General features: G+C 69.0%; 24 protein-coding genes and 1 tRNA gene. 17 read left to right on the forward strand and 8 right to left on the reverse strand.

The window, feature by feature from the left end:
• A partial coding sequence (locus ABTW95_RS34740; RefSeq protein ID WP_500228533.1) for a hypothetical protein occupies positions 1–295 on the reverse strand: 295 nt, incomplete at its 3' end.
• 320 nt (positions 296–615) lie between these two features.
• Between ABTW95_RS34740 and ABTW95_RS34745 the strand changes: the two genes are divergently transcribed.
• From ABTW95_RS34745 to ABTW95_RS34755, 3 genes are all read left to right on the forward strand, one after another.
• Positions 616–909, forward strand: coding sequence for a hypothetical protein (locus ABTW95_RS34745; RefSeq protein WP_500228534.1), 294 nt, complete (start codon positions 616–618; stop codon positions 907–909).
• Positions 910–1245: 336 nt separating this feature from the next.
• Positions 1246–1386: a hypothetical protein gene (locus ABTW95_RS34750; RefSeq protein ID WP_500228535.1), complete on the forward strand. Its 141-nt coding sequence runs from the start codon at positions 1246–1248 to the stop codon at positions 1384–1386.
• A gap of 316 nt (positions 1387–1702) precedes the next feature.
• The gene (locus tag ABTW95_RS34755; RefSeq protein ID WP_500228536.1) at positions 1703–2122 is read left to right on the forward strand and encodes a tyrosine-type recombinase/integrase; all 420 of its coding nucleotides are present in this window, start codon (positions 1703–1705) and stop codon (positions 2120–2122) included.
• Between the two features lie 455 nt (positions 2123–2577).
• Here ABTW95_RS34755 and ABTW95_RS34760 read toward each other — a convergent pair whose 3' ends face one another.
• The 3 genes from ABTW95_RS34760 to ABTW95_RS34770 all read right to left on the reverse strand — a co-directional run bounded on the left by ABTW95_RS34760 (position 2578) and on the right by ABTW95_RS34770 (position 4936).
• Entirely contained in the window at positions 2578–2808 is a 231-nt protein-coding gene (locus tag ABTW95_RS34760; protein WP_500228537.1) for a hypothetical protein, read from the reverse strand.
• Positions 2809–3136: 328 nt separating this feature from the next.
• Positions 3137–4129 carry an SUMF1/EgtB/PvdO family nonheme iron enzyme gene (locus tag ABTW95_RS34765; protein ID WP_500228538.1) on the reverse strand — a complete coding sequence of 331 codons (993 nt, stop codon included), beginning with the start codon at positions 4127–4129 and terminating at the stop codon, positions 3137–3139.
• Positions 4130–4156: 27 nt separating this feature from the next.
• A complete protein-coding gene (locus ABTW95_RS34770; protein WP_500228539.1) occupies positions 4157–4936 on the reverse strand; it encodes an aminotransferase class IV family protein in 780 nt (259 codons plus the stop codon).
• 117 nt (positions 4937–5053) lie between these two features.
• On the opposite strand from ABTW95_RS34770, the gene ABTW95_RS34775 reads away from it, so the two are divergent.
• Together ABTW95_RS34775 and ABTW95_RS34780 are read left to right on the forward strand one after the other, a co-directional pair.
• A complete protein-coding gene (locus ABTW95_RS34775; protein ID WP_500228540.1) occupies positions 5054–5290 on the forward strand; it encodes a hypothetical protein in 237 nt (78 codons plus the stop codon).
• A gap of 30 nt (positions 5291–5320) precedes the next feature.
• Positions 5321–5563 carry a hypothetical protein gene (locus ABTW95_RS34780; RefSeq protein ID WP_500228541.1) on the forward strand — a complete coding sequence of 81 codons (243 nt, stop codon included), beginning with the start codon at positions 5321–5323 and terminating at the stop codon, positions 5561–5563.
• A 712-nt stretch (positions 5564–6275) separates the two neighbouring features.
• On the opposite strand, the gene ABTW95_RS34785 is transcribed toward ABTW95_RS34780, so the two are convergent.
• On the reverse strand, positions 6276–6722 hold the full coding sequence (locus ABTW95_RS34785; RefSeq protein WP_500228542.1) for a GntR family transcriptional regulator: 447 nt from the start codon (positions 6720–6722) through the stop codon (positions 6276–6278).
• Positions 6723–6791: 69 nt separating this feature from the next.
• Between ABTW95_RS34785 and ABTW95_RS34790 the strand changes: the two genes are divergently transcribed.
• From ABTW95_RS34790 to ABTW95_RS34830, 9 genes are all read left to right on the forward strand, one after another.
• Positions 6792–7169 carry an SCO3933 family regulatory protein gene (locus tag ABTW95_RS34790; protein ID WP_500228543.1) on the forward strand — a complete coding sequence of 126 codons (378 nt, stop codon included), beginning with the start codon at positions 6792–6794 and terminating at the stop codon, positions 7167–7169.
• A gap of 14 nt (positions 7170–7183) precedes the next feature.
• Entirely contained in the window at positions 7184–8524 is a 1341-nt protein-coding gene (locus tag ABTW95_RS34795; RefSeq protein WP_500228544.1) for an FtsK/SpoIIIE domain-containing protein, read from the forward strand.
• A gap of 105 nt (positions 8525–8629) precedes the next feature.
• Positions 8630–8953 carry a hypothetical protein gene (locus ABTW95_RS34800; RefSeq protein WP_500228545.1) on the forward strand — a complete coding sequence of 108 codons (324 nt, stop codon included), beginning with the start codon at positions 8630–8632 and terminating at the stop codon, positions 8951–8953.
• A complete protein-coding gene (locus ABTW95_RS34805; protein ID WP_500228546.1) occupies positions 8950–9780 on the forward strand; it encodes a DUF2637 domain-containing protein in 831 nt (276 codons plus the stop codon). Before ABTW95_RS34800 ends, ABTW95_RS34805 begins: the two co-directional genes overlap by 4 nt.
• A 19-nt stretch (positions 9781–9799) precedes the next feature.
• On the forward strand, positions 9800–10222 hold the full coding sequence (locus ABTW95_RS34810; RefSeq protein ID WP_500228547.1) for a hypothetical protein: 423 nt from the start codon (positions 9800–9802) through the stop codon (positions 10220–10222).
• Positions 10222–10512, forward strand: a complete 291-nt coding sequence (locus ABTW95_RS34815) for a hypothetical protein (protein WP_500228548.1) — start codon at positions 10222–10224, stop codon at positions 10510–10512. Before ABTW95_RS34810 ends, ABTW95_RS34815 begins: the two co-directional genes overlap by 1 nt.
• A 138-nt stretch (positions 10513–10650) precedes the next feature.
• Positions 10651–12009: a replication initiator gene (locus ABTW95_RS34820; protein ID WP_500228549.1), complete on the forward strand. Its 1359-nt coding sequence runs from the start codon at positions 10651–10653 to the stop codon at positions 12007–12009.
• On the forward strand, positions 12006–12248 hold the full coding sequence (locus ABTW95_RS34825; RefSeq protein WP_240808220.1) for a helix-turn-helix domain-containing protein: 243 nt from the start codon (positions 12006–12008) through the stop codon (positions 12246–12248). Before ABTW95_RS34820 ends, ABTW95_RS34825 begins: the two co-directional genes overlap by 4 nt.
• Positions 12248–13594 carry a tyrosine-type recombinase/integrase gene (locus ABTW95_RS34830; protein WP_500228550.1) on the forward strand — a complete coding sequence of 449 codons (1347 nt, stop codon included), beginning with the start codon at positions 12248–12250 and terminating at the stop codon, positions 13592–13594. Before ABTW95_RS34825 ends, ABTW95_RS34830 begins: the two co-directional genes overlap by 1 nt.
• A 56-nt stretch (positions 13595–13650) precedes the next feature.
• On the opposite strand, the gene ABTW95_RS34835 is transcribed toward ABTW95_RS34830, so the two are convergent.
• From ABTW95_RS34835 to ABTW95_RS34845, 3 genes are all read right to left on the reverse strand, one after another.
• Positions 13651–13726 (reverse strand) — tRNA-Ala (locus ABTW95_RS34835).
• Positions 13727–13744: 18 nt separating this feature from the next.
• Entirely contained in the window at positions 13745–14440 is a 696-nt protein-coding gene (locus ABTW95_RS34840) for an HAD family hydrolase (RefSeq protein ID WP_500228551.1), read from the reverse strand.
• 13 nt (positions 14441–14453) lie between these two features.
• Positions 14454–14573, reverse strand: a complete 120-nt coding sequence (locus ABTW95_RS34845) for a DLW-39 family protein (RefSeq protein WP_217711122.1) — start codon at positions 14571–14573, stop codon at positions 14454–14456.
• 203 nt (positions 14574–14776) lie between these two features.
• Here ABTW95_RS34845 and ABTW95_RS34850 point away from each other — a divergent pair, with 203 nt between their 5' ends.
• The 3 genes from ABTW95_RS34850 (at position 14777) to ABTW95_RS34860 (ending at position 16959) form a co-directional block, all read left to right on the forward strand.
• Positions 14777–14980 (forward strand): hypothetical protein, encoded by a 204-nt coding sequence (locus ABTW95_RS34850; RefSeq protein WP_500228552.1) that lies wholly within the window; start codon positions 14777–14779, stop codon positions 14978–14980.
• Positions 14981–14997: 17 nt separating this feature from the next.
• Positions 14998–15789, forward strand: a complete 792-nt coding sequence (locus ABTW95_RS34855; RefSeq protein WP_500228553.1) for an SDR family NAD(P)-dependent oxidoreductase — start codon at positions 14998–15000, stop codon at positions 15787–15789.
• A 135-nt stretch (positions 15790–15924) separates the two neighbouring features.
• On the forward strand, positions 15925–16959 hold the full coding sequence (locus ABTW95_RS34860) for a M64 family metallopeptidase (RefSeq protein WP_500228554.1): 1035 nt from the start codon (positions 15925–15927) through the stop codon (positions 16957–16959).
• The last annotated feature ends 36 nt before the right edge of the window (positions 16960–16995 follow it).

Consider the following 16995-nt stretch of genomic DNA (forward strand, 5'->3'; position numbering starts at 1 on the left):
GATCACCCCTGCCCGCGGGCGGCCGACAACTCAACCGTCCTCCCGAAAAGACCGAGAGATCGACCTCGATACACCATCGGTGGATCGAGGCTAAGACGCGGCAGTGGTCTGTGTAGGGAAGGCGCTTGAGTTCGCCGGACGTCCAGCGGTGGAGCTGGGCACGGCTCGGTGCGGTTCCTGCGAGTTCGGGCGAGATCTTCTTGGCGGTCTCGTTGTAGGCGGCCTGGAACATGCCGTAGCGCTGGAGGCGGCGCTGGCGGATCACGACCTGCAACAAGATCGGTTGGGGAGACACCGGCCGTCCTCTCTGCTGGGGCGTTTCTCAGGCTAGACGCGTTGTGAGATCGAAGACGAGACAAAGTCGAGACGGTCGCAAGACGTTGACGGGCGAGACGAGATGATCACGGCGTCGTGACGCAACGTGACTCATTGGCACGGTGTGGTCATGGTGAGTGATTGCACCTCTTGCAAGGGACGCGGGGTCAAGCGGCGTGTCACGCGGCGGACGTTGACGCCGGGGCACGTGGCGGCCGTTCCGGCGAACAGTCGGCAGGACTCCTGCCCTGACTGCCTGGGGACGGGTCGCGCGTCCGGGCAGCAGGGCGGTGCGCAGTCGTGAACGCGCGGGACGTCGAGTTGCCGCTGCCGGCCGACCTACGAACCTGCCTTCTCGGTCTGGGGCTGACCGTCCGGGTGGATGAAGGCATGCCGGGATTGCTGGTGAGCACCGCGAAGCCGGGACTGTTCGTGCGGGTGTTCGTCGGGGCCTCCGGCCGTACGTTCACCTGGCGACGCGACGACAGCAAGCACCCAGTTGACGACGTGCCGGGCGCGGCGGGCAAGGTCACCCTCTTCGTCACCGCGCAGGCCGGACAACGCAACGGCTCGGCGAACGACCACTTCGACTAGCGCTGTTCGGCTGGCCTCATGGGCTGGCCATAGCGCATTGAACGGCAGAACCGGAGGCGCGGCGAGCACAGTTCGCCGCGTGATCTTCCCAGTTCTCCCTGATCACGTGTGTGGGAGGAACGGGCCGGGGTCCTGCGCCTCCGGCTCTGCTTCCGACGAAAGCGAGAACAGGTGATGGGTCCTTCTCTGTCCCGCGACGCTGAACTTCGCGTGTTGGGCGATCTGTGCCGGGCTCTGGTCAGGCGCGGCCTGTACGTCCAACTGCGCGATGGGATACCTGGCCTGACGGTCACTCGGACTGGCGGAGCATCCCTCGACGTCATCGGCTATGTAGTGGTGAACCGCCGCAAGGATGAGGTCTCCTGGTGGCGGGTCGACAACTTGCACCCGGTCACGGACCTGGACGGCGCGGCTGAACGGATCACCGCGTTCATGAACGAGCCGACCACCCCAGACCTGCCGGGGGTGCGGCCGTGACGTCGTGGACCCAGGGCACGCCGGGCGATGTCACCGCGGCGATCATCACTCTGCAACGCCGGTTTCCGGCCTCGTCGGTCTGGTTCGGGACCCACACGTTCCGATGGTGGGCGATGATGCCGTGCACGGGGCGGTGGGTCCTCCTCGAAGCGGCGACGCCGATGGAACTGGCGAGGCGAATGTCCGAGACTCGCGGGTCGGCCCTGCTGGGGTCCGGTAGTCGTGACAGCCGAGACCGTTGGGGCGCACATTAGCGCTGACCTTGCAAGGCAATCTCGCTATCCGGCTTCCCCATCCTCGGGCCGGCAAGCGTACCGTGACCCCCAGCACGGGCATCATCACTCTCATACGCGACCACCTGAGTGCGCATGTCGGCGATGACTCGTCGGCGCTCGTCTTCGCGGGGCCGAACGGTGGAGTGCTGCGGCGGGGCAACTTCCGGCGGGCGTCGCGGTGGGCCCTGGCCGTGGAAACCCTCGGCCTCCCGAACCTGCACTTCCACGACCTTCGGCACACGGGCAACACGCTTGCGGCACAGAGCGGGGCGAGTCTGCGTGACCTCATGGACCGGATGGGGCATGACAGCGTCCGGGCGGCGTTGATCTATCATCACGCCACGTCCGAAGCGGGCCGCGCGATCGCCGACGCGCTCAACGACAAGATCAAGGCGGAGCGGGACGGCGGGGACGATGACGAGGACGGCGGCCCTACCGGCGTGCTCGTCCCGGTGGCCTAATTGCACGCTAATTGCACGAACGCCCTCATCCATGATCGGGATGAGGGCGTTTTGGCTGGTGGAGCCTAGGGGATTCGAACCCCTGACACCCGGCTTGCAAATCTGCGAGATCACCCCGGATCACAGCTCTGACCTGGGGAACCCATGATCCTTTACTGCCCGCTCTTGCCCCCTGGTGACCGCCTCTAATCGCACGCTAATCGCACGGTGCCCGGCCTGGGCACATACTGTCCAGGTCCGTCTAGATCTCGCGTTAGCAAGCCTGAGCGCTCCGCGCCAACCGGTCCGGGGTGCTCGTTCGCGCGAACGGCGCGCAAGCTGTGACAGACCGTTTCGCGCGAACGAGTGCCCCGGCTCGCGGGGGTCCAGGGGGCGGCGCAGCCCCCTGGTTCGAGCCCGCCCAACCCTCAATCGGTGGTTGGCTCAGCCCAGCGCTATGGAGATCCCCAGATATGCTAGGGCAACTCCCGCATCGCTTGCTCAGCCTCAGCGATTAGCCTTTTAAGTGCGTCGATTTCGGACTGATTCAAGTGCATAATGATTCCCCTAAGTCGCAAATCTTGAGGATCAGAGGCATAGATCTGCACAGATTTATTGCCCATGAACTTGACGGCGGCAATAGACAACTGCCCGCCGAATTTCCCGGCTACAGAGCCGACATTAACGGTAATATCCCTATTGTGCATGGCGCGGATCCTAGCAGTCACTATCGGCGCTTTGCTAGATGTTCGCAGGTCAAGCGGCTGATGTTGCCCGTGGAGACTGCTGCCACCCTGGAGAGTCTGCCATCGTCATGACGGGCCTCCTGTCGCGGCGCTGGCCGCCCTGTCCGCGTCGAGTACGGCATAGATTTATGGGTCGTTCACTGGGCGGGCGGGCGACGTGGCGCGGCGGGACCGGACGGGACAGGCCGCATGCCCGGCGCGCCGGGGCGGGCGGCCGCCGGCGACGCGTAGCGGCGCCCTTGAAGACGTAAAGAAAGTTCTCATCCGGCCCCGTGCGCCGGTCGTGGTGTCAGGTGGCTGACTGGCCTCTCACGTTGAGCAGGGCTCGCATGGTCTCGGCTGGGGTCACGCAGCGGAAACCGGTGTCGTCGTCGAGCATGTCTGCGGAGGCGTCGTTGAACGTGGCGGGTGCGCAGCGCAGGAAGGGGCTCGTGAACGCGCTGCCCTTCAGCTCGTAGCGGCCTGGCTCGGTCTCGGTCGAGCACCAGTCCCAGGTGTTGCCGCACAGGTCGTAGACGCCGTACGGGCTTACGCCGCTGGCGTAGCAGTCAACGGGGGTCGTGCTGCGCTTGCCGCCCTCTCGGCAGTTGACCTTCGCGGGGGTCCGCTGGTTGCCCCATGGGTAGATCTCGCCGCGTGTCCCTCGGGCTGCCTTCTCCCACTGCTGGGCGCTGGGGAGGGCCTTGGCCGACCACTGGGCGTAGGCGTGGGCGTCGTGCCAGGTGACGAACACGACCGGGTGGTTGTCGAGTCCCTCGGGGATGACGCCGTTCTCCCAGTGCTGCGGCGGCTTGTGGTCGGTCGCCGTGACGAACCGGGCGTAGTCGGCGTTTGTGGTGGGGAACACGTCGATGTAGAACGCCGGGAGGTAGACGGGTTCGCTGTTCTCGCCTGCGAAGTAGACGCCGGCCGGGACGAGCGTCATCAGCTTCCCGTCGATGGGGTGTCTGACCTGGTCTTCGTCGCCGACGGGCACGTCCGGCTCTGACTGGGGGCTTGCTGGCTGCTCTGAGGACACGCCCGGATCTTGGGCGGACGCGGCCGGGCTCGTCAAGCCGATCATCTCGGCGAAGCGTGCCTGCACGTCGGGGCTACAGGCGGCGAGGATGGTGTCAAGGCCCTGCTGGTTGATGGGCCGGGGGGTGACGTTCCCCTTCTCCCATCTGACGATCATGCGTTCGCTTACGCCGAGTTCTGCGGCGAACTCCACCTGGCTTACGCGCTTGGCGTCTCGTAGGGCGCGGGCTTCCTTGCCGGTCCAGCGTGAGACTGTGGGGGGCATGTCGGGTTCTCCGTAGCGGGGCGGTGCTCAGACGGCTTCGGCGGGGATCTCTTCGTATTCCTTGCGGAGAGTCGCCAAGATCGGGTGCGCGTCTGGGAACTCCACGTCGTTGATGGCCGTGATCGCTCGTACGCCAATGGCGGTGTTGGTGGCGAACGCGGCTTCCATGCGCGGTAGGTCGGAGAGGTTGACGGGGCCAAGGGATGTCGCGTCGTGCACCTGGTGGAGTAGGCGCATGGTCACGCCTGGGAGCACTTCGGCGTTGGGCCAGATGACTTGCTGTCCGTCGTAGAAGCCGATGTTCCACGTCGCGCCCTCGGAGACGTACAGCTCCGGGTCGGTGAAAACGCAATCGTCGAATCCGTCGAGTTGGGCGTTGCGGCGGTGCCATAGGGCGCCGAACAGGCCGACGTGCTTCTGTTCGGGTAGTTCGCGCACGTACGGGACGGATTGCACCCGCATGGGGGCCATCGGCCATGTCCCGGACGGCCGGGTCGTGACGAGTATCTTCGGCTCGGCTTGGGCTCCGGGGTGGCCTAGCTCTAGGTCGGGGTCGTAGATCGTCACGCGGACGACGAACGCGCCGTCTCGTCCGGCGGTGGCCTGTCGGACGTAGTCGCGGACCTGTTGGCGGTCGAGCTCCTGGCCGAAGAGAACGCGGCAGTCTCGGACGAGTCGCTCTAGGTGGTGTGAAAAGCCTCTGATGTGCTGGTTTTCCATGCGCATCGAGGTGAAATGACCGTAGTTCACCAGAGCTAGCGCTTTGAGCTCATCCGGGGTGACAGGTACGCCGTTGAGTTCAGCCATGGGGCTCAGTCTGTCAGTAGATATGGGCTGCTCACATGGCCGGGTGCAGGACAAGTTCAGTGCTGCGTCGGTGTCAGGACATGGGAAAGGCGCGGTCGACACGACACCGTGGTTGGCATGAGCGGTCGTGTGCGTTCGGAAGACAAGGTGGTGCGGCTCGCCATGCCGCGTCTGCGCGGCAATGACTCGGTGCGGGCCGGCGGGCTGACCGAAGAAGAGCGTCAGGTCCTTCTCGCGGTGCTCGCCGAGGTCACTGCGGAACTCGATGAACTCCACGTCCGGACACGGCAGATCGCGGCTCGGCTTCACCGGGCTGGTACGGCGTCGCCGGTTCACGAGACCGGGGCGGCCTGAGACCAACGACTTCAACTGAGGAACCCTGCGATGGAAACGCGTGCGCACAGCGATGACCCGGTGCTTCGTCGGCTTCAGGAGGAGTTCACCGGTCACCGGATCTGGCGGGCTCGGCGTTGGGACGGGCGTCTCGGCGACTGGGTCGCGACGCTTCACGACTCGGCCTCGGGCGTCGATGCGACGGTGATCCGGTCGGACTCGGCGGCGTTGCGTGAGGCGCTGGTGCAGGAGCGGCAGCGTGCGGGGCGTCCGGTGTTGAAAAGGGCCTGGTGATGGTGGCGTGGACTCCCCCGCCATCACCGGAGGGGGCCGTCCCTGCGCTGGGTGGGGCGGCCTCGGGGGAGGCTGAGGCGGCGCGGCGGGTGCTTATCCCCCCGGATGCACTGGCCGCGCTGCCTCGGCCGTTCACTGCGCGACTGCTGCTCAACCGGCTCGGCCGGGCACTGCGGCGGCGCGGGTGGAGGGTGGAGCACCGTTACGCCGAGACCTTGCCCGTGCTGCGGGTGCACTTCCCCGATGTTGCGGGCCTGGGTGAGAGCGTCACCGTCGTCGGCGGGGATGGGGGGTGGTGGTACCGGTCCAGTACGGGGGAACTGCTGGCGCCGTGCTCGGATGTGGAGCTGGCTGTCCTGCGGGTGATGACGTCGCTAGATCGGTGGATCGCGGCGGCAGGCTCGTCCTGGAGGACGGACGGGGTCTGATGGACGCCGGGGCGGCCCTCGCCGAGATCTCGGAGCGCTTCGGGGTCACGTGCTGGCGGGGGCCCTACACGCGGTCATTGTGGGCGCTGGTGCGCTGTGACCGTGGGTGGCGGCTGGTTGAGGCGGTGTCGGTCCGAGAGCTGGTCATGGCCATCACGCATCCTGACGGGTGGCCGTGGCCGTGACGGCCGTGCGGCGCGGGGGTAGCGGTGGGGCACCGTGGGTTCCTGTGCCGTGCGGTCGTCGCTTGTTGTGGGCGGGCGGGATGGTTGGCGATGCTCGGCTTAGAGATCCCTCGTTCGCTCGTCCAGGTCATCAACCTTCACGCTGAGGCGACGTACCTGCTCCCGGATCTCCTTGAGCTGTCCAAGAAGGAGAGTGAACTCTTCGCTTGGGCCTTCGGCCGTTTCCGCGGCGGGTTCGCCCGCCTCCTCCTCCGGCCGTCTCGTAACAATGCTCGGCGTGCCCTGCCTGCTCATGATGATGTTCTCTTCGCGCAGGACCGCTAGCGCGCGTTCCACTGTGGCGCCGGCCGCGCCGAACCGCTCACCCAACTTGGCTATGGACGGTAGCGCCTCCCCCACCGGGTACCGCCCTCCTGCGATGTCTCTACGCAGCTCGTCAGCGATGCGGACGTAGACCTTCCGGCGGTCCGCTGCACCAGGTTTTCCCATGTCAGCAGCATAACCGGCCCACTCAGGTTCGTGGGTTCCTAGGAAAGTTTCGGTCATCCGCTTGACCTACTCACTTTCCTATGTAACCTATGAATGTAGGTAGCAAGCGATGGCCTGGAGGCTGAAGTGCGCAACATCCCGGTGGACGTGTCGGCGCTGACGTTCGTGTGCGTGTCGCCGCCGCGTCCCAAGCTGGTCAACCAGGAAACGGGGGAGGTGAAGACGGACCGCAACGGGCACACGGTGTTCACGGTCGGTCTGTCGGCCGCCGACATGGCGGGGCGGGTGGACCTGCTCAACGTCGCGGTGGTCGGCGACCAGTCGGTGACGATCGGGGAGGTGGTGACGCCGGTCGGCCTGGTGGCGTTCCCGTGGGAGGCAGTGCTCGGCGGTGAGAAGCGCTGGGGCGTGGCCTACCGCGCCGACCGCATCGCGCCCGTCTCCTCGGTCGCCCCGCCCTCGGCCTCCTCGTCGGATGCGTCCGCTTCGGCGGGCGTGGCCTGAGCGGCGGCCCGGTCATGACTGACTTCGCCCTGGTGCTCGGAGTCCTGGCCGCTGCGGCGGTCGGGCTCTGGGCCTGGCGCCGGTGGCACCCGGCCTCGTTCTGGTACGGCGTCGCCTTCCCGCTCCGCGCGGTGCTCGTCTATCTGACGTGGCATCACGTCGCCTCGGGCTGCAAGCTGACGCGCAACCGGCGGCGGTTCCGGCTCACCCTGGACGCCATCCCGGTGGTGGGGCCGGCCTCCCGGTCCGCTGCAACGGTGGTCGAGCACAAGCGGCGGGTGCGGCGGGTCGACGTCGAGCACGCGCCCCGCCTCGGCGTCCTGCGGCCCACCCGGCTCGGCTGGCGCATGCGCCTGCGGCTCCACGATGGGCAAGTCCCGGCCGACTATGAGAAGGCGGCGGAGGGGATCGCGCACGCATGGCGCGTCCACTCGGTGCGCGTGGTCGACGTCCGGCCCGGCTACGTCACCCTGTGGGCCACGATGCGTGACCCGCTGGTCGACGTGGTCACCGAACCCGAAACCGGCGAACTGCTGACGGTGCGTCCGGGCAAGTTGGAGAACGGTCGTGACTGGCTGATCGACTTCCGGACGGTGCCGCACTGGCTCAACGCGGGCGCGACGCAGTCGGGCAAGTCCAATCTGGCCAACGCGCTCATCAAGGGCCTTGCTCCTCAGCCGGTCGCGCTGGTCGGGTTCGACCTCAAGGGCGGGGTCGAGTTCACCCCGTACGCGCCGCGTCTGTCGGCGCTGGCCACCACCCGCAAAGAGTCCGTCGACCTGCTGTCGGATCTGGTCGGCGAGGTCGAGAACCGGATGGCGCTGTGCCGCGCGCACGGTGCCCGCAACGTCTGGACGCTCCCCGAGCACCTGCGACCGGTCCCCGTCGTCGTCCTGGTCGACGAGGTCGCCGAGCTGTTCCTGATGGCCGACAAGTCCGAGAAGGAGGAGGTGTCGCGCACGGCTACCGCGCTGCTGCGGGTCGCCCAGCTCGGCCGCGCGTTCGCCGTCCACCTGATCGTCTGCGGGCAGCGCATCGGCTCCGACCTCGGACCCGGCGTCACCGCCCTGCGCGCCCAGCTCTCCGGGCGCGTGTGCCACCGGGTCAACGACCCCGAAACCGCGAACATGACCCTCGGCGACCTCGACCCGGCCGCCCTCGACGCCGCACGCGCCATCCCCGCCGAGACACCCGGCGTGTGCGTGGTCGCGGGGCAAGACGGCTCATGGCACCGCGCCCGGTCGGTCTACGTCCCCGAGTGCGAGGCCGAACACGCGGCGCGTGAGTACGCGCACCTGACCCCGGACTGGGACGCGCTGATCGGCTCGGTCCCCGTCGTCGACCCGGCCGCATAACCGGCCCGGCTCCCTCTCCTTTCCTCTCTCTCGGCTCGGTGTGAGCCCTGATCGCGCCACGTCCTTACCCGACCCATGCCCGAAACCGTCCCTGGAGGCTGCCCGATGGTTGCCCGCGTCCGTGTCCTTCGTCCCCGTCCTCGTCCCCGGTTCGTCGCCGTCCCGTCCCCCTCGTCCCCGTCCGGCCCGTCGCCCTCCGGCTCGTCCTCGCCGTCCGGGTCGTCGTCGGCGGTGTCGTCCTGGGACGTGTGGCCGGTCGGGGTCGAGTGGGACGAGTTCCGGTCCCTGCACGTCGCCCGCTGCCAGCGGTGCGCCGACTCCTTCGCGTCCTCGTCCTGCGGCGAGGTCGACGACTGGGCCGACGCGCACCGCTGTGACGCCGAACTGGCCGCGCTGCTGGCCCTGGTCGACGTGCGGCGGGCGGCATGACTCGTCGCATCCTCGGCGCGGTCGCCGACTCCGGCCCGGTGGTGGTGCTGGCGGGCATCGCGGCGGCGGGCTCGTTCACCCACATCCGCGACACCGCCACCGAACACGGTCAACGCGGGTGGATGGCCTGGGCCATCGCCGTGTGCATCGACCTGACATGCGTCATGGCCGCCGGAGAACGCCAGCGCGACAAGCACACCGGACGCGACACCGGGCGGATGTCGTGGCCGACCGTCGTCCTGGTCGGCGGCATCCTGCTGTCGCTGGCCGCGAACCTCGCGCAGGCCGACCCGTCGGTCTGGGGCTGGATCACCGCAGGCACCCCGGCGGGCGCCTTCCTGGTCGCCGTGTCGATGCTGGAACGCCGCAAGGCCGGCCCCCGTCCGGCGGCTCCTCCTTCGCCGGTCCCGGACTCCTTCGGCCACCCGTCCCCGTCCTCGGCTGGCCCGTCCGTCCCGTCCTCGGTCTCGTCGCCGTGGGTGGTGTGGGAGGACGAGCGGCCCACGGTCGCCGCTGCCGTCCCGGCCGTCCAGCACCACGGCAACGAGCAGGGCGAGGACGAGCAGGACGGCCAGACCTCCATCCCGGTGCCCGCCGAACACTCCGCCTCGGCGCCGTCCGCCTCGTCGTCCTCGGCCGCGTCGTCGGGCTCGTCGGCTCCGGCCGGTCCGCTGGTCGACTTCGCGCGCCGTGTCGCCGCCGAACACGAAAGCGAGCACGGGCGGCCGATCACCCGTGACGCGCTCCGCGCCCGGCTCGGGGTCTCCAACCAGCTCGCCTCCGACCTGCTTCGCCAACTCCGCACCGAAACCGCATCCCTCGCCTGACTCACCGGAGGAAACCGCGATGACCACCCACACCACTCACACCGGCATGAGCGGCCAGACCGGCATGACCGGCCCGATCGTGCCCGGTGACCTGTTCGCCCGGCACCAGACCATCACCGGCCTGCGCGCGCTCGCTGACTTCCTGGAGGCCAACCCGGCCGTGCCGGTCAACGAGTACGGACACGACCTCATCATCAGCGTCCGCAACATGGACGACGCCTCGGCCGCCGCGCGGGTCGACCAGTTGGCGGCGCTGCTGGGCGTCGACGTCGACGACGACACCCGCCACGGCGGGCACTACACCGCCACCCGCACCTTCGGCCGCATCTCCTACAGCGTCGTCCACATCCCCGAACAGCGCCACCGCGAACACCACGCCCGCGACAGCTACCGAGACAACATCACCCTCGACACCGACCAGGACACCGGGCGGGCCGCCTGATGACGCTCGAGAACCTGTCGACGTGGCGGCTCCGCTGCCGGGACTGCAACGTCACCGCCGGCGGGCTCGGCTGGGTGACCCTGCTCGGCCTTCGTGGTGGTCCCTCGTGCTCGGCCTGCGGCTCTACCGAGGTGACCGCCCAAGACTCCGCGACCGGATCGGCCATCGCCTTCCCGCGTCCGCTCGCGCCGGTCGGCGAGTGGTGGCAGTGCTGCAACTGCGGCGGGACCGGCCTGGACTCCTACGGCGACACCTGCGCGCACTGCTCCGGACTCGGCAACTGCCAATGACCTGAGCGCCCCCGGCGTGACCGCTCAACCGCCAAGTCACGCCGTCACGTCGGGGACCATCCCCTGTCCCGCACGAACCGGTAAGGAGACCCCTTCATCGTGCCTCACCCTGTCGTCACGCCACAGGATGCCCGGCTGATGGCCAAGATCCTCGACCGGCCGGACTTCGAGCGGTGGGCCGCTCGTGCCCGTGCAACCGGCGGTTGCGCTCAGCCGGTCTTCCTGACCGGAACCGTGCAGCACGTCCACACCGGTACCGGCGAACTGCTGCACAGCTACTCCACCGACACCGAACCCGACGGTGCGCTTCCCGTGGCCTGCAAGACCCGGCGGGCCTCCCGGTGCCCGGCCTGCGCCGAGATCTACCGGGCCGACACCTACCAACTCATCCGGGCGGGCCTGGCCGGTGGCAAGGGCATCCCTGAGAGCGTCTCCGGCCACCCGGCCGCCTTCGTCACGCTGACCGCGCCCTCGTTCGGTCCCGTCCACGCCCGGCGGGCACGCAACGGCGGACGCGTCGACCCCTGCCACCCTCGACGCAACGCCACACCATGCCCGCATGGCGTGGTGGCCTCCTGCACCGTCCGGCACTGCGACGACGACCCTCGGCTCGGCGAACCGCTGTGCCCCGACTGCTACGACTACGCCGGGTCGGTGCTGTTCAACGCCCTCGCGCCGGAACTGTGGCGGCGCTTCACGCTCGCCCTGCGCCGGTACCTGGCCAAGTCGGCCGGGCTCACACAGAAGGAGTTCCGCGAAACGCTCGCGGTCTCCTTCGCCAAAGTCGCCGAATACCAGCGGCGCGGCGTCGTCCACTTCCACGCGGTCATCCGCTTCGACGGTCCCGGCGGCCCGGCCACGCCCCCGCCCGGCTGGGCGAACGTCCGGCTCCTGGCCGACGCCGTCCGGCACGCCGCCGGCGCCGTGTCGGTCACCACTCCGGCCGCCCCCGCCCACCCGGCCCGGCCCCTGTCTTGGGGGCCGCAAGTCGACGTTCGGGCCATCACCTCCTCGGGCGCGCTCACACAGCAGGCCGTAGCGGGCTACATCGCCAAGTACGCCACCAAGGCCGCCGAATGCGTCGGCACCCTCGACCGGCGACTTCAACCCTCTGACGACCTGGACGCGTTGCCGATCACCGCACATGCCCGGCGGCTCATGAACGCATGCCTGACCTTGGGTGCCCTGGACGAGTTCACCGATCTCCGGCTCGTCCAGTGGGCTCACATGCTCGGGTTCCGCGGCCACTTCTCCACTAAGTCCCGCCGCTACTCCACCACCCTCGGCGCGCTGCGGGCCGCACGCATCGCCTACGTCCGCGAGCAGTCCCCCGGCTGGCAACCGCCCGACGACCAAGACCCTGACCTCGTCCTGGCCATCGGCGAATGGCGCTTCCACAGCCAGGGCCTAACGCGCGGCGAGGCGCTCGTCACTGCCGCGCTCACCGGAAGACCTCTCCCACCTCCGTCACAAGCGACCGCTAGGAGCGCAGCTTGACCAAGGCAAGGCCCCAGACAGCCCCGATCGACCCGAACGAACGGCTGTTGACGATCACGGAAGCGGCCGAGCGCCTAAACACCTCCCCGCGGTTCCCTCGTCGGCTCGTCGCCGAACGACGCATCCGCTTCGTCAAGCTCGGGCGCTTCGTGCGCATCCCCGAATCCGCACTTCACGAGTTCATCGCGGCCGGTCTCGTCGAGCCCATGACCGCGTCCGACGTCTGGAGGGCTGCCTAATGGCGAACAAGCAAGGACGCCGCCGCTTCGGCTGGGTACGCAAGCTGCCCTCGGGTCGGTATCAGGCAAGCTACCTGGGGCTTGATGGCAAGCGCCGGAACGCGCCAGAGACGTACGAGCGCAAAGGCGACGCCGAACGGTTCCTCTCGCTGGTCGAAGCGCAGATGATCCAAGGTCAGTGGATCGACCCTGAGCGCGCCAAGGTGAAGCTCGGCGTCTACGCCGAGAAGTGGATCAAAGAGCGGGCGAACCTGCGTCCTCGCACCGTCGAGTTGTACGAGCGGCTCTTGAGAAAGCACATCGGCCCGCACCTGGGCGCCGTCTCGGTCGGCGACATCAAGACGAGCATGGTGCGGGAATGGCGGACGACCCTTCTGGACTCCGGCGTTTCGGCAAGCGTGACTGCTAAGGCGTATCGGCTGCTGCGGGCGGTCCTCATGACCGCGACGGAGGAGGACGGCATGCTCGCGCGCAACCCATGCCGGATCAAGGGCGCGGGGGACGAGTCACCGGAGGAACGCCCCGTACTAACACTGGCGCAAGTCTTCGAGCTGGCCGAGTTGCTCGGCCGTCACCCGGTCGGCAACATCCGCAAGATGCCCTCTGGGGAGTTCCAGCTCCGATACGAACTGGTAGAGGGCGGCACGCGCGCCTTCCCGCAGTACCTCCCGGACCGCCGGACGGCCGAACGTGTGCTGTGGAACCTCGCCGTAGAGGGGTATGCGGCCGTCGAGCATGACGACCGGTACCGCGCGCTCGTGCTCCTGGCGACCTTCGCTAGCCTGCGCTGGGGTGAGGCCGTGGCGCTGGTGCGTCGGGATGTCGACCTGGGGGCCGGCGCGGTGTCCGTCCGGCGGCAGTACCTCGAACTTGACACCGGTGACCTGGTGATCGGGCCTCCCAAGTCTCGGGCGGGCAAGCGTACCGTGAGCTTTCCGGCGGGCATCGTCCCGTTGATCCGGGAACACTTGCGGGCGCACGTCGGCGAGGACGCTGCGGCGCTCGTCTTCGCAGGGCCGAACGGCGGGGTCCTGCGGCGGGGCAACTTCCGGCGGGCGTCGCGGTGGGCCCTGGCCGTGGAAACCCTCGGCCTCCCGAACCTCCACTTCCATGATCTGCGGCACACGGGCAACACGCTTGCGGCCCAGAGCGGAGCGAGTCTCCGTGACCTCATGGACCGGATGGGGCATGACAGCGTCCGGGCGGCGATGATCTATCAGCACGCGACGTCTGAGGCGGGCCGCGCGATAGCCGATGCACTCAACGACAAGATCAAGGCGGAGCGGGGCGGCGACGATGACGAGGATGACGGCGGCCTCGGTGGCATGCTCGTCCCGGTGGCCTAATCGCACGCTAATAGCACGAACGCCCTCATCCGTGGTCGGGATGAGGGCGTTTTGGCTGGTGGAGCCTAGGGGATTCGAACCCCTGACACCCGGCTTGCAAAGCCGGTGCTCTACCAACTGAGCTAAGGCCCCGTGTGGGCGGGTCAAAGCTTACCCGTGGTCGCGGGCGGGCGCGGCATCGGTGTGGACGAGGGCCGGGAGGTCGGCGACGGTGGGGAGGATGTGGGTGGCGCCGGCGGCCAGCAGGTCGTCGCGGGAGTGGGGGCCGGTGAGGACGCCCGCGAGGACGGCGGCGCCGGCGCGGCGGCCGGATTCGATGGCGGGGGCGGTGGCGCCGCAGACGATGATGTGCCGGACGTCGTCCACACCCAGGCGCAGGACCGCGGTGAGGACGAGGTCCGGGCACGGGCGGTCGCGGGCGGCGTCCTCCGGGCTCAGCGTCAGGTCGGCGCGGTCCCACCAGTCGAGGGCGTCGAGGACGCGGGCCTGGGTGCGGCGGCCGGAGCCGGTGAGCAGGCACACGCGGACGCCGGAGGAGCGGAGGCGCTTCAAGGTGTCGGCGGCCCCGGGCACGGCGAACAGGCCGCGCCGGTCGACGAGCTGGTCGTAGGACTGCTCGAACGCCATGTGCGCGGCCTGGGCGCGCGGCTCGTCGAAGAGCGAGCGGAAGACGGCGGCGTCCGACGCGCCGCGTGTGTCCCGGAAGCGGGCGACGGCGCGCTCGAACGCCGCCGTGCCGGAGACGATCCCCAGCGTGGCGATCGCCTCGGCGAAGGCGGTTTCGACGATGTCACCGTCCGCGACGGTGGTCCCGGCGAGATCGATGCAAGCGACTGCGCCGGTCACGCCGGGGCCTGTGTCAGCTGTCGGACGACGTGGCCTCGGTCCACAGGTCCAGCTCGGCGCGGTCCTGCTGCATCCGGCGCCAGACGGCGAAGCCGCCGAGAGCGACAACGGCGAGAATGAGCAGCTTCTTCACGGTGGGACCCCTTCACCTCGACTATGAAGTCAAAACCCGGGGTGTGCCGATCAGTATCTGCTTCCCCAGGCTCTCCGCAGCCTAGCAATCGTTGCCGGGCGATCCGCACCCGCTCGCCGTTATCGGACCGCTCCGCCGGGCGGCCTCTCGCCGGGACGTCCGGTCGGCCGCATAATCCGAAGGGACGACCTTCGGGAGTGCCGATGGCAGAGGACGACTTCCGGCGCTGGGAACGCGAGTTCGAGGGGGAGCGGGGCCGGTCCCCCGGGGGCCGCGGGCTGGTGCTGGTCGCGGGGATCACCGCCGCCGGGTGCGCCGCGCTGATCGCGATGGGGGACGTCCCGCTGGGCGCGGCCGGGCTGGTGCTGTCGTCGATCGTCCTGCTGCTGTGGCGCATCGGGATGTGATCCGCCATGATCTCGGCATGGAGCTGCGCGGAGCGAACGTCCTGGTGACCGGGGCGACCGGCGGGATCGGCCAGGCACTGGCGAAGGCGCTCGCCGGCCGCGGCGGCCGGGTCGTGCTGACCGGCCGGCGAGCGGACGTCCTGGAGCCGCTGGCCGACCGGCTCGGCGGCCGGGCCATCATCGCGGACCTCGCCGACCGCGACGCGGCCGAGAAACTGCTGGACGAGGCCGGGCGGGTGGACGTGCTGGTCGCGAACGCGGCGCTGCCGGCGTCCGGGCTGCTCGACGAGTACTCGATCGCGCAGATCGACCGGACGCTGGACGTGAACCTGCGCGCGCCGATCGTGATGGCGAAGCTCGCCGCCGCGCAGATGGCCGATCGTGGCCGCGGGCATCTGGTGTTCGTGTCGTCGCTGTCCGGGAAGGCCGCGTCCGGCCACGCGTCGCTGTACAACGCGACGAAGTTCGGTATGCGGGGTTTCGCCCTGGGGCTGCGGGAGGACCTGCGCCCGCGCGGCATCGGCGTGTCGACCGTTTTCCCGGGGTTCATCCGGGATGCGGGGATGTTCGCGGACGCCGGGGTGACCCTGCCGAAGGGGATCGGGACGCGGACGCCGCAGGACGTGGCCCGCGCGACCGTCCGGGCCATCGAGCGGAACATCGCGGAGATCGACGTCGCGCCGCTGGGGCTGCGGCTCGGCGCCCGGATCAGCGGGATCGCGCCGACTCTGTCGGCGGCGGTGCAGCGGCGCGCGGGCGGGCAGCGCATCGCGGAGGGCCTCGCGGACGGGCAGCGCGACAAGCGGTAGCGCCGCACCTGGCGACAAACGCCGATGCTCCGGCGATAATCCGGGCGTGCCCGCTTGATCAGCGGGACGAGCCAGGCGCTGCGCCCGGGCCGCCCACCCCCCGCCTGCCGCGTGCGCCGCGGAGGAGGTCTGCGCATGTGGACGGCCAGGAAGATCGTGATCGGGGCGGCGGCCGCGACCGTCCTGCCGCTCTTGGCGGTTCCCGCGCGGGCGGTGGAGCCGGCGGATGCGACGGTGGTGCCGATCCAGGTCACCGGCGACCCCGCCAAGCGCTTCAACCTCGTGGTGCTGGGGGACGGTTACACGCCGGCGGACATGCCGAAGTTCCGGACGGACCTCGCGAAGCACCTGAACGACCTGTGGACGATCGAGCCGTTCAAGTCGTATCGCACCTATATCAACGTGTATGCGGTGGAGATCCCGTCCGATGAGTCCGGGGTCAGCTGTGACCCGGCGTTGTCGTCTCCGCGACGTGCCACCCCGCTGCGCATGGCGTTCTGGAGCGGATGCAGGGACGACGGCATCCAGCGTCTTCTCCTCATGGATTCTGCGGCCGCCAAGACGTACGCGGACCTCGTCCCAGGGGCGACAGAGCAAAACCGTCAGATCCTCGCGCTCGCCAACAGCGACACCTACGGCGGTGCAGGGGGAACATACGCGACGGCCTCCGGCGGCAACGCGATGTCCGCTCTCATAGCGCCGCACGAACTCGGGCACTCGCTGGGCGGGCTGAACGACGAGTACGACTACTACCAACGGGGTGTGCCCGGTGGGACGTATACCGGCCCCGAGCCCGACTCGATCCACCACACGCTGCTGACCGAGCACGAGATGAAGGAGCAGAAGAAGAAGTGGTGGCGGTGGCTGGGTGAACGGAGCGAGGCCGGAGGCGTCATCGGACGCTACGAGGGCGGCCTCTACTTCAGCAAGGGCGTGTGGAGACCGAGCCGGCACTCGATGATGAAGACGCTCGGCTACTACTACGACCAGGTCGCGCGTGAGCGGATGACAGAGCGGATCTCAGCCAAGGTGAACCTGGTCCAAGCGCACACGCCGACGGATGCTCCGGTGGGCGACGACCGTGTCCTGTGGGTGGAGACGATGCATCCCGCTAGGCCCTGTTTAGGAAGTCTCGTCCCTGGTCGGCATGTCGTGTCTGGAGATGGGTGAGGTCTCCGGTAGATGGATCAACGACCAAGAAGACCA

The organism is Spirillospora sp. NPDC127506 (assembly GCF_040302145.1).
In the GTDB taxonomy this organism is placed as follows: Bacteria; Actinomycetota; Actinomycetes; order Streptosporangiales; family Streptosporangiaceae; genus Spirillospora.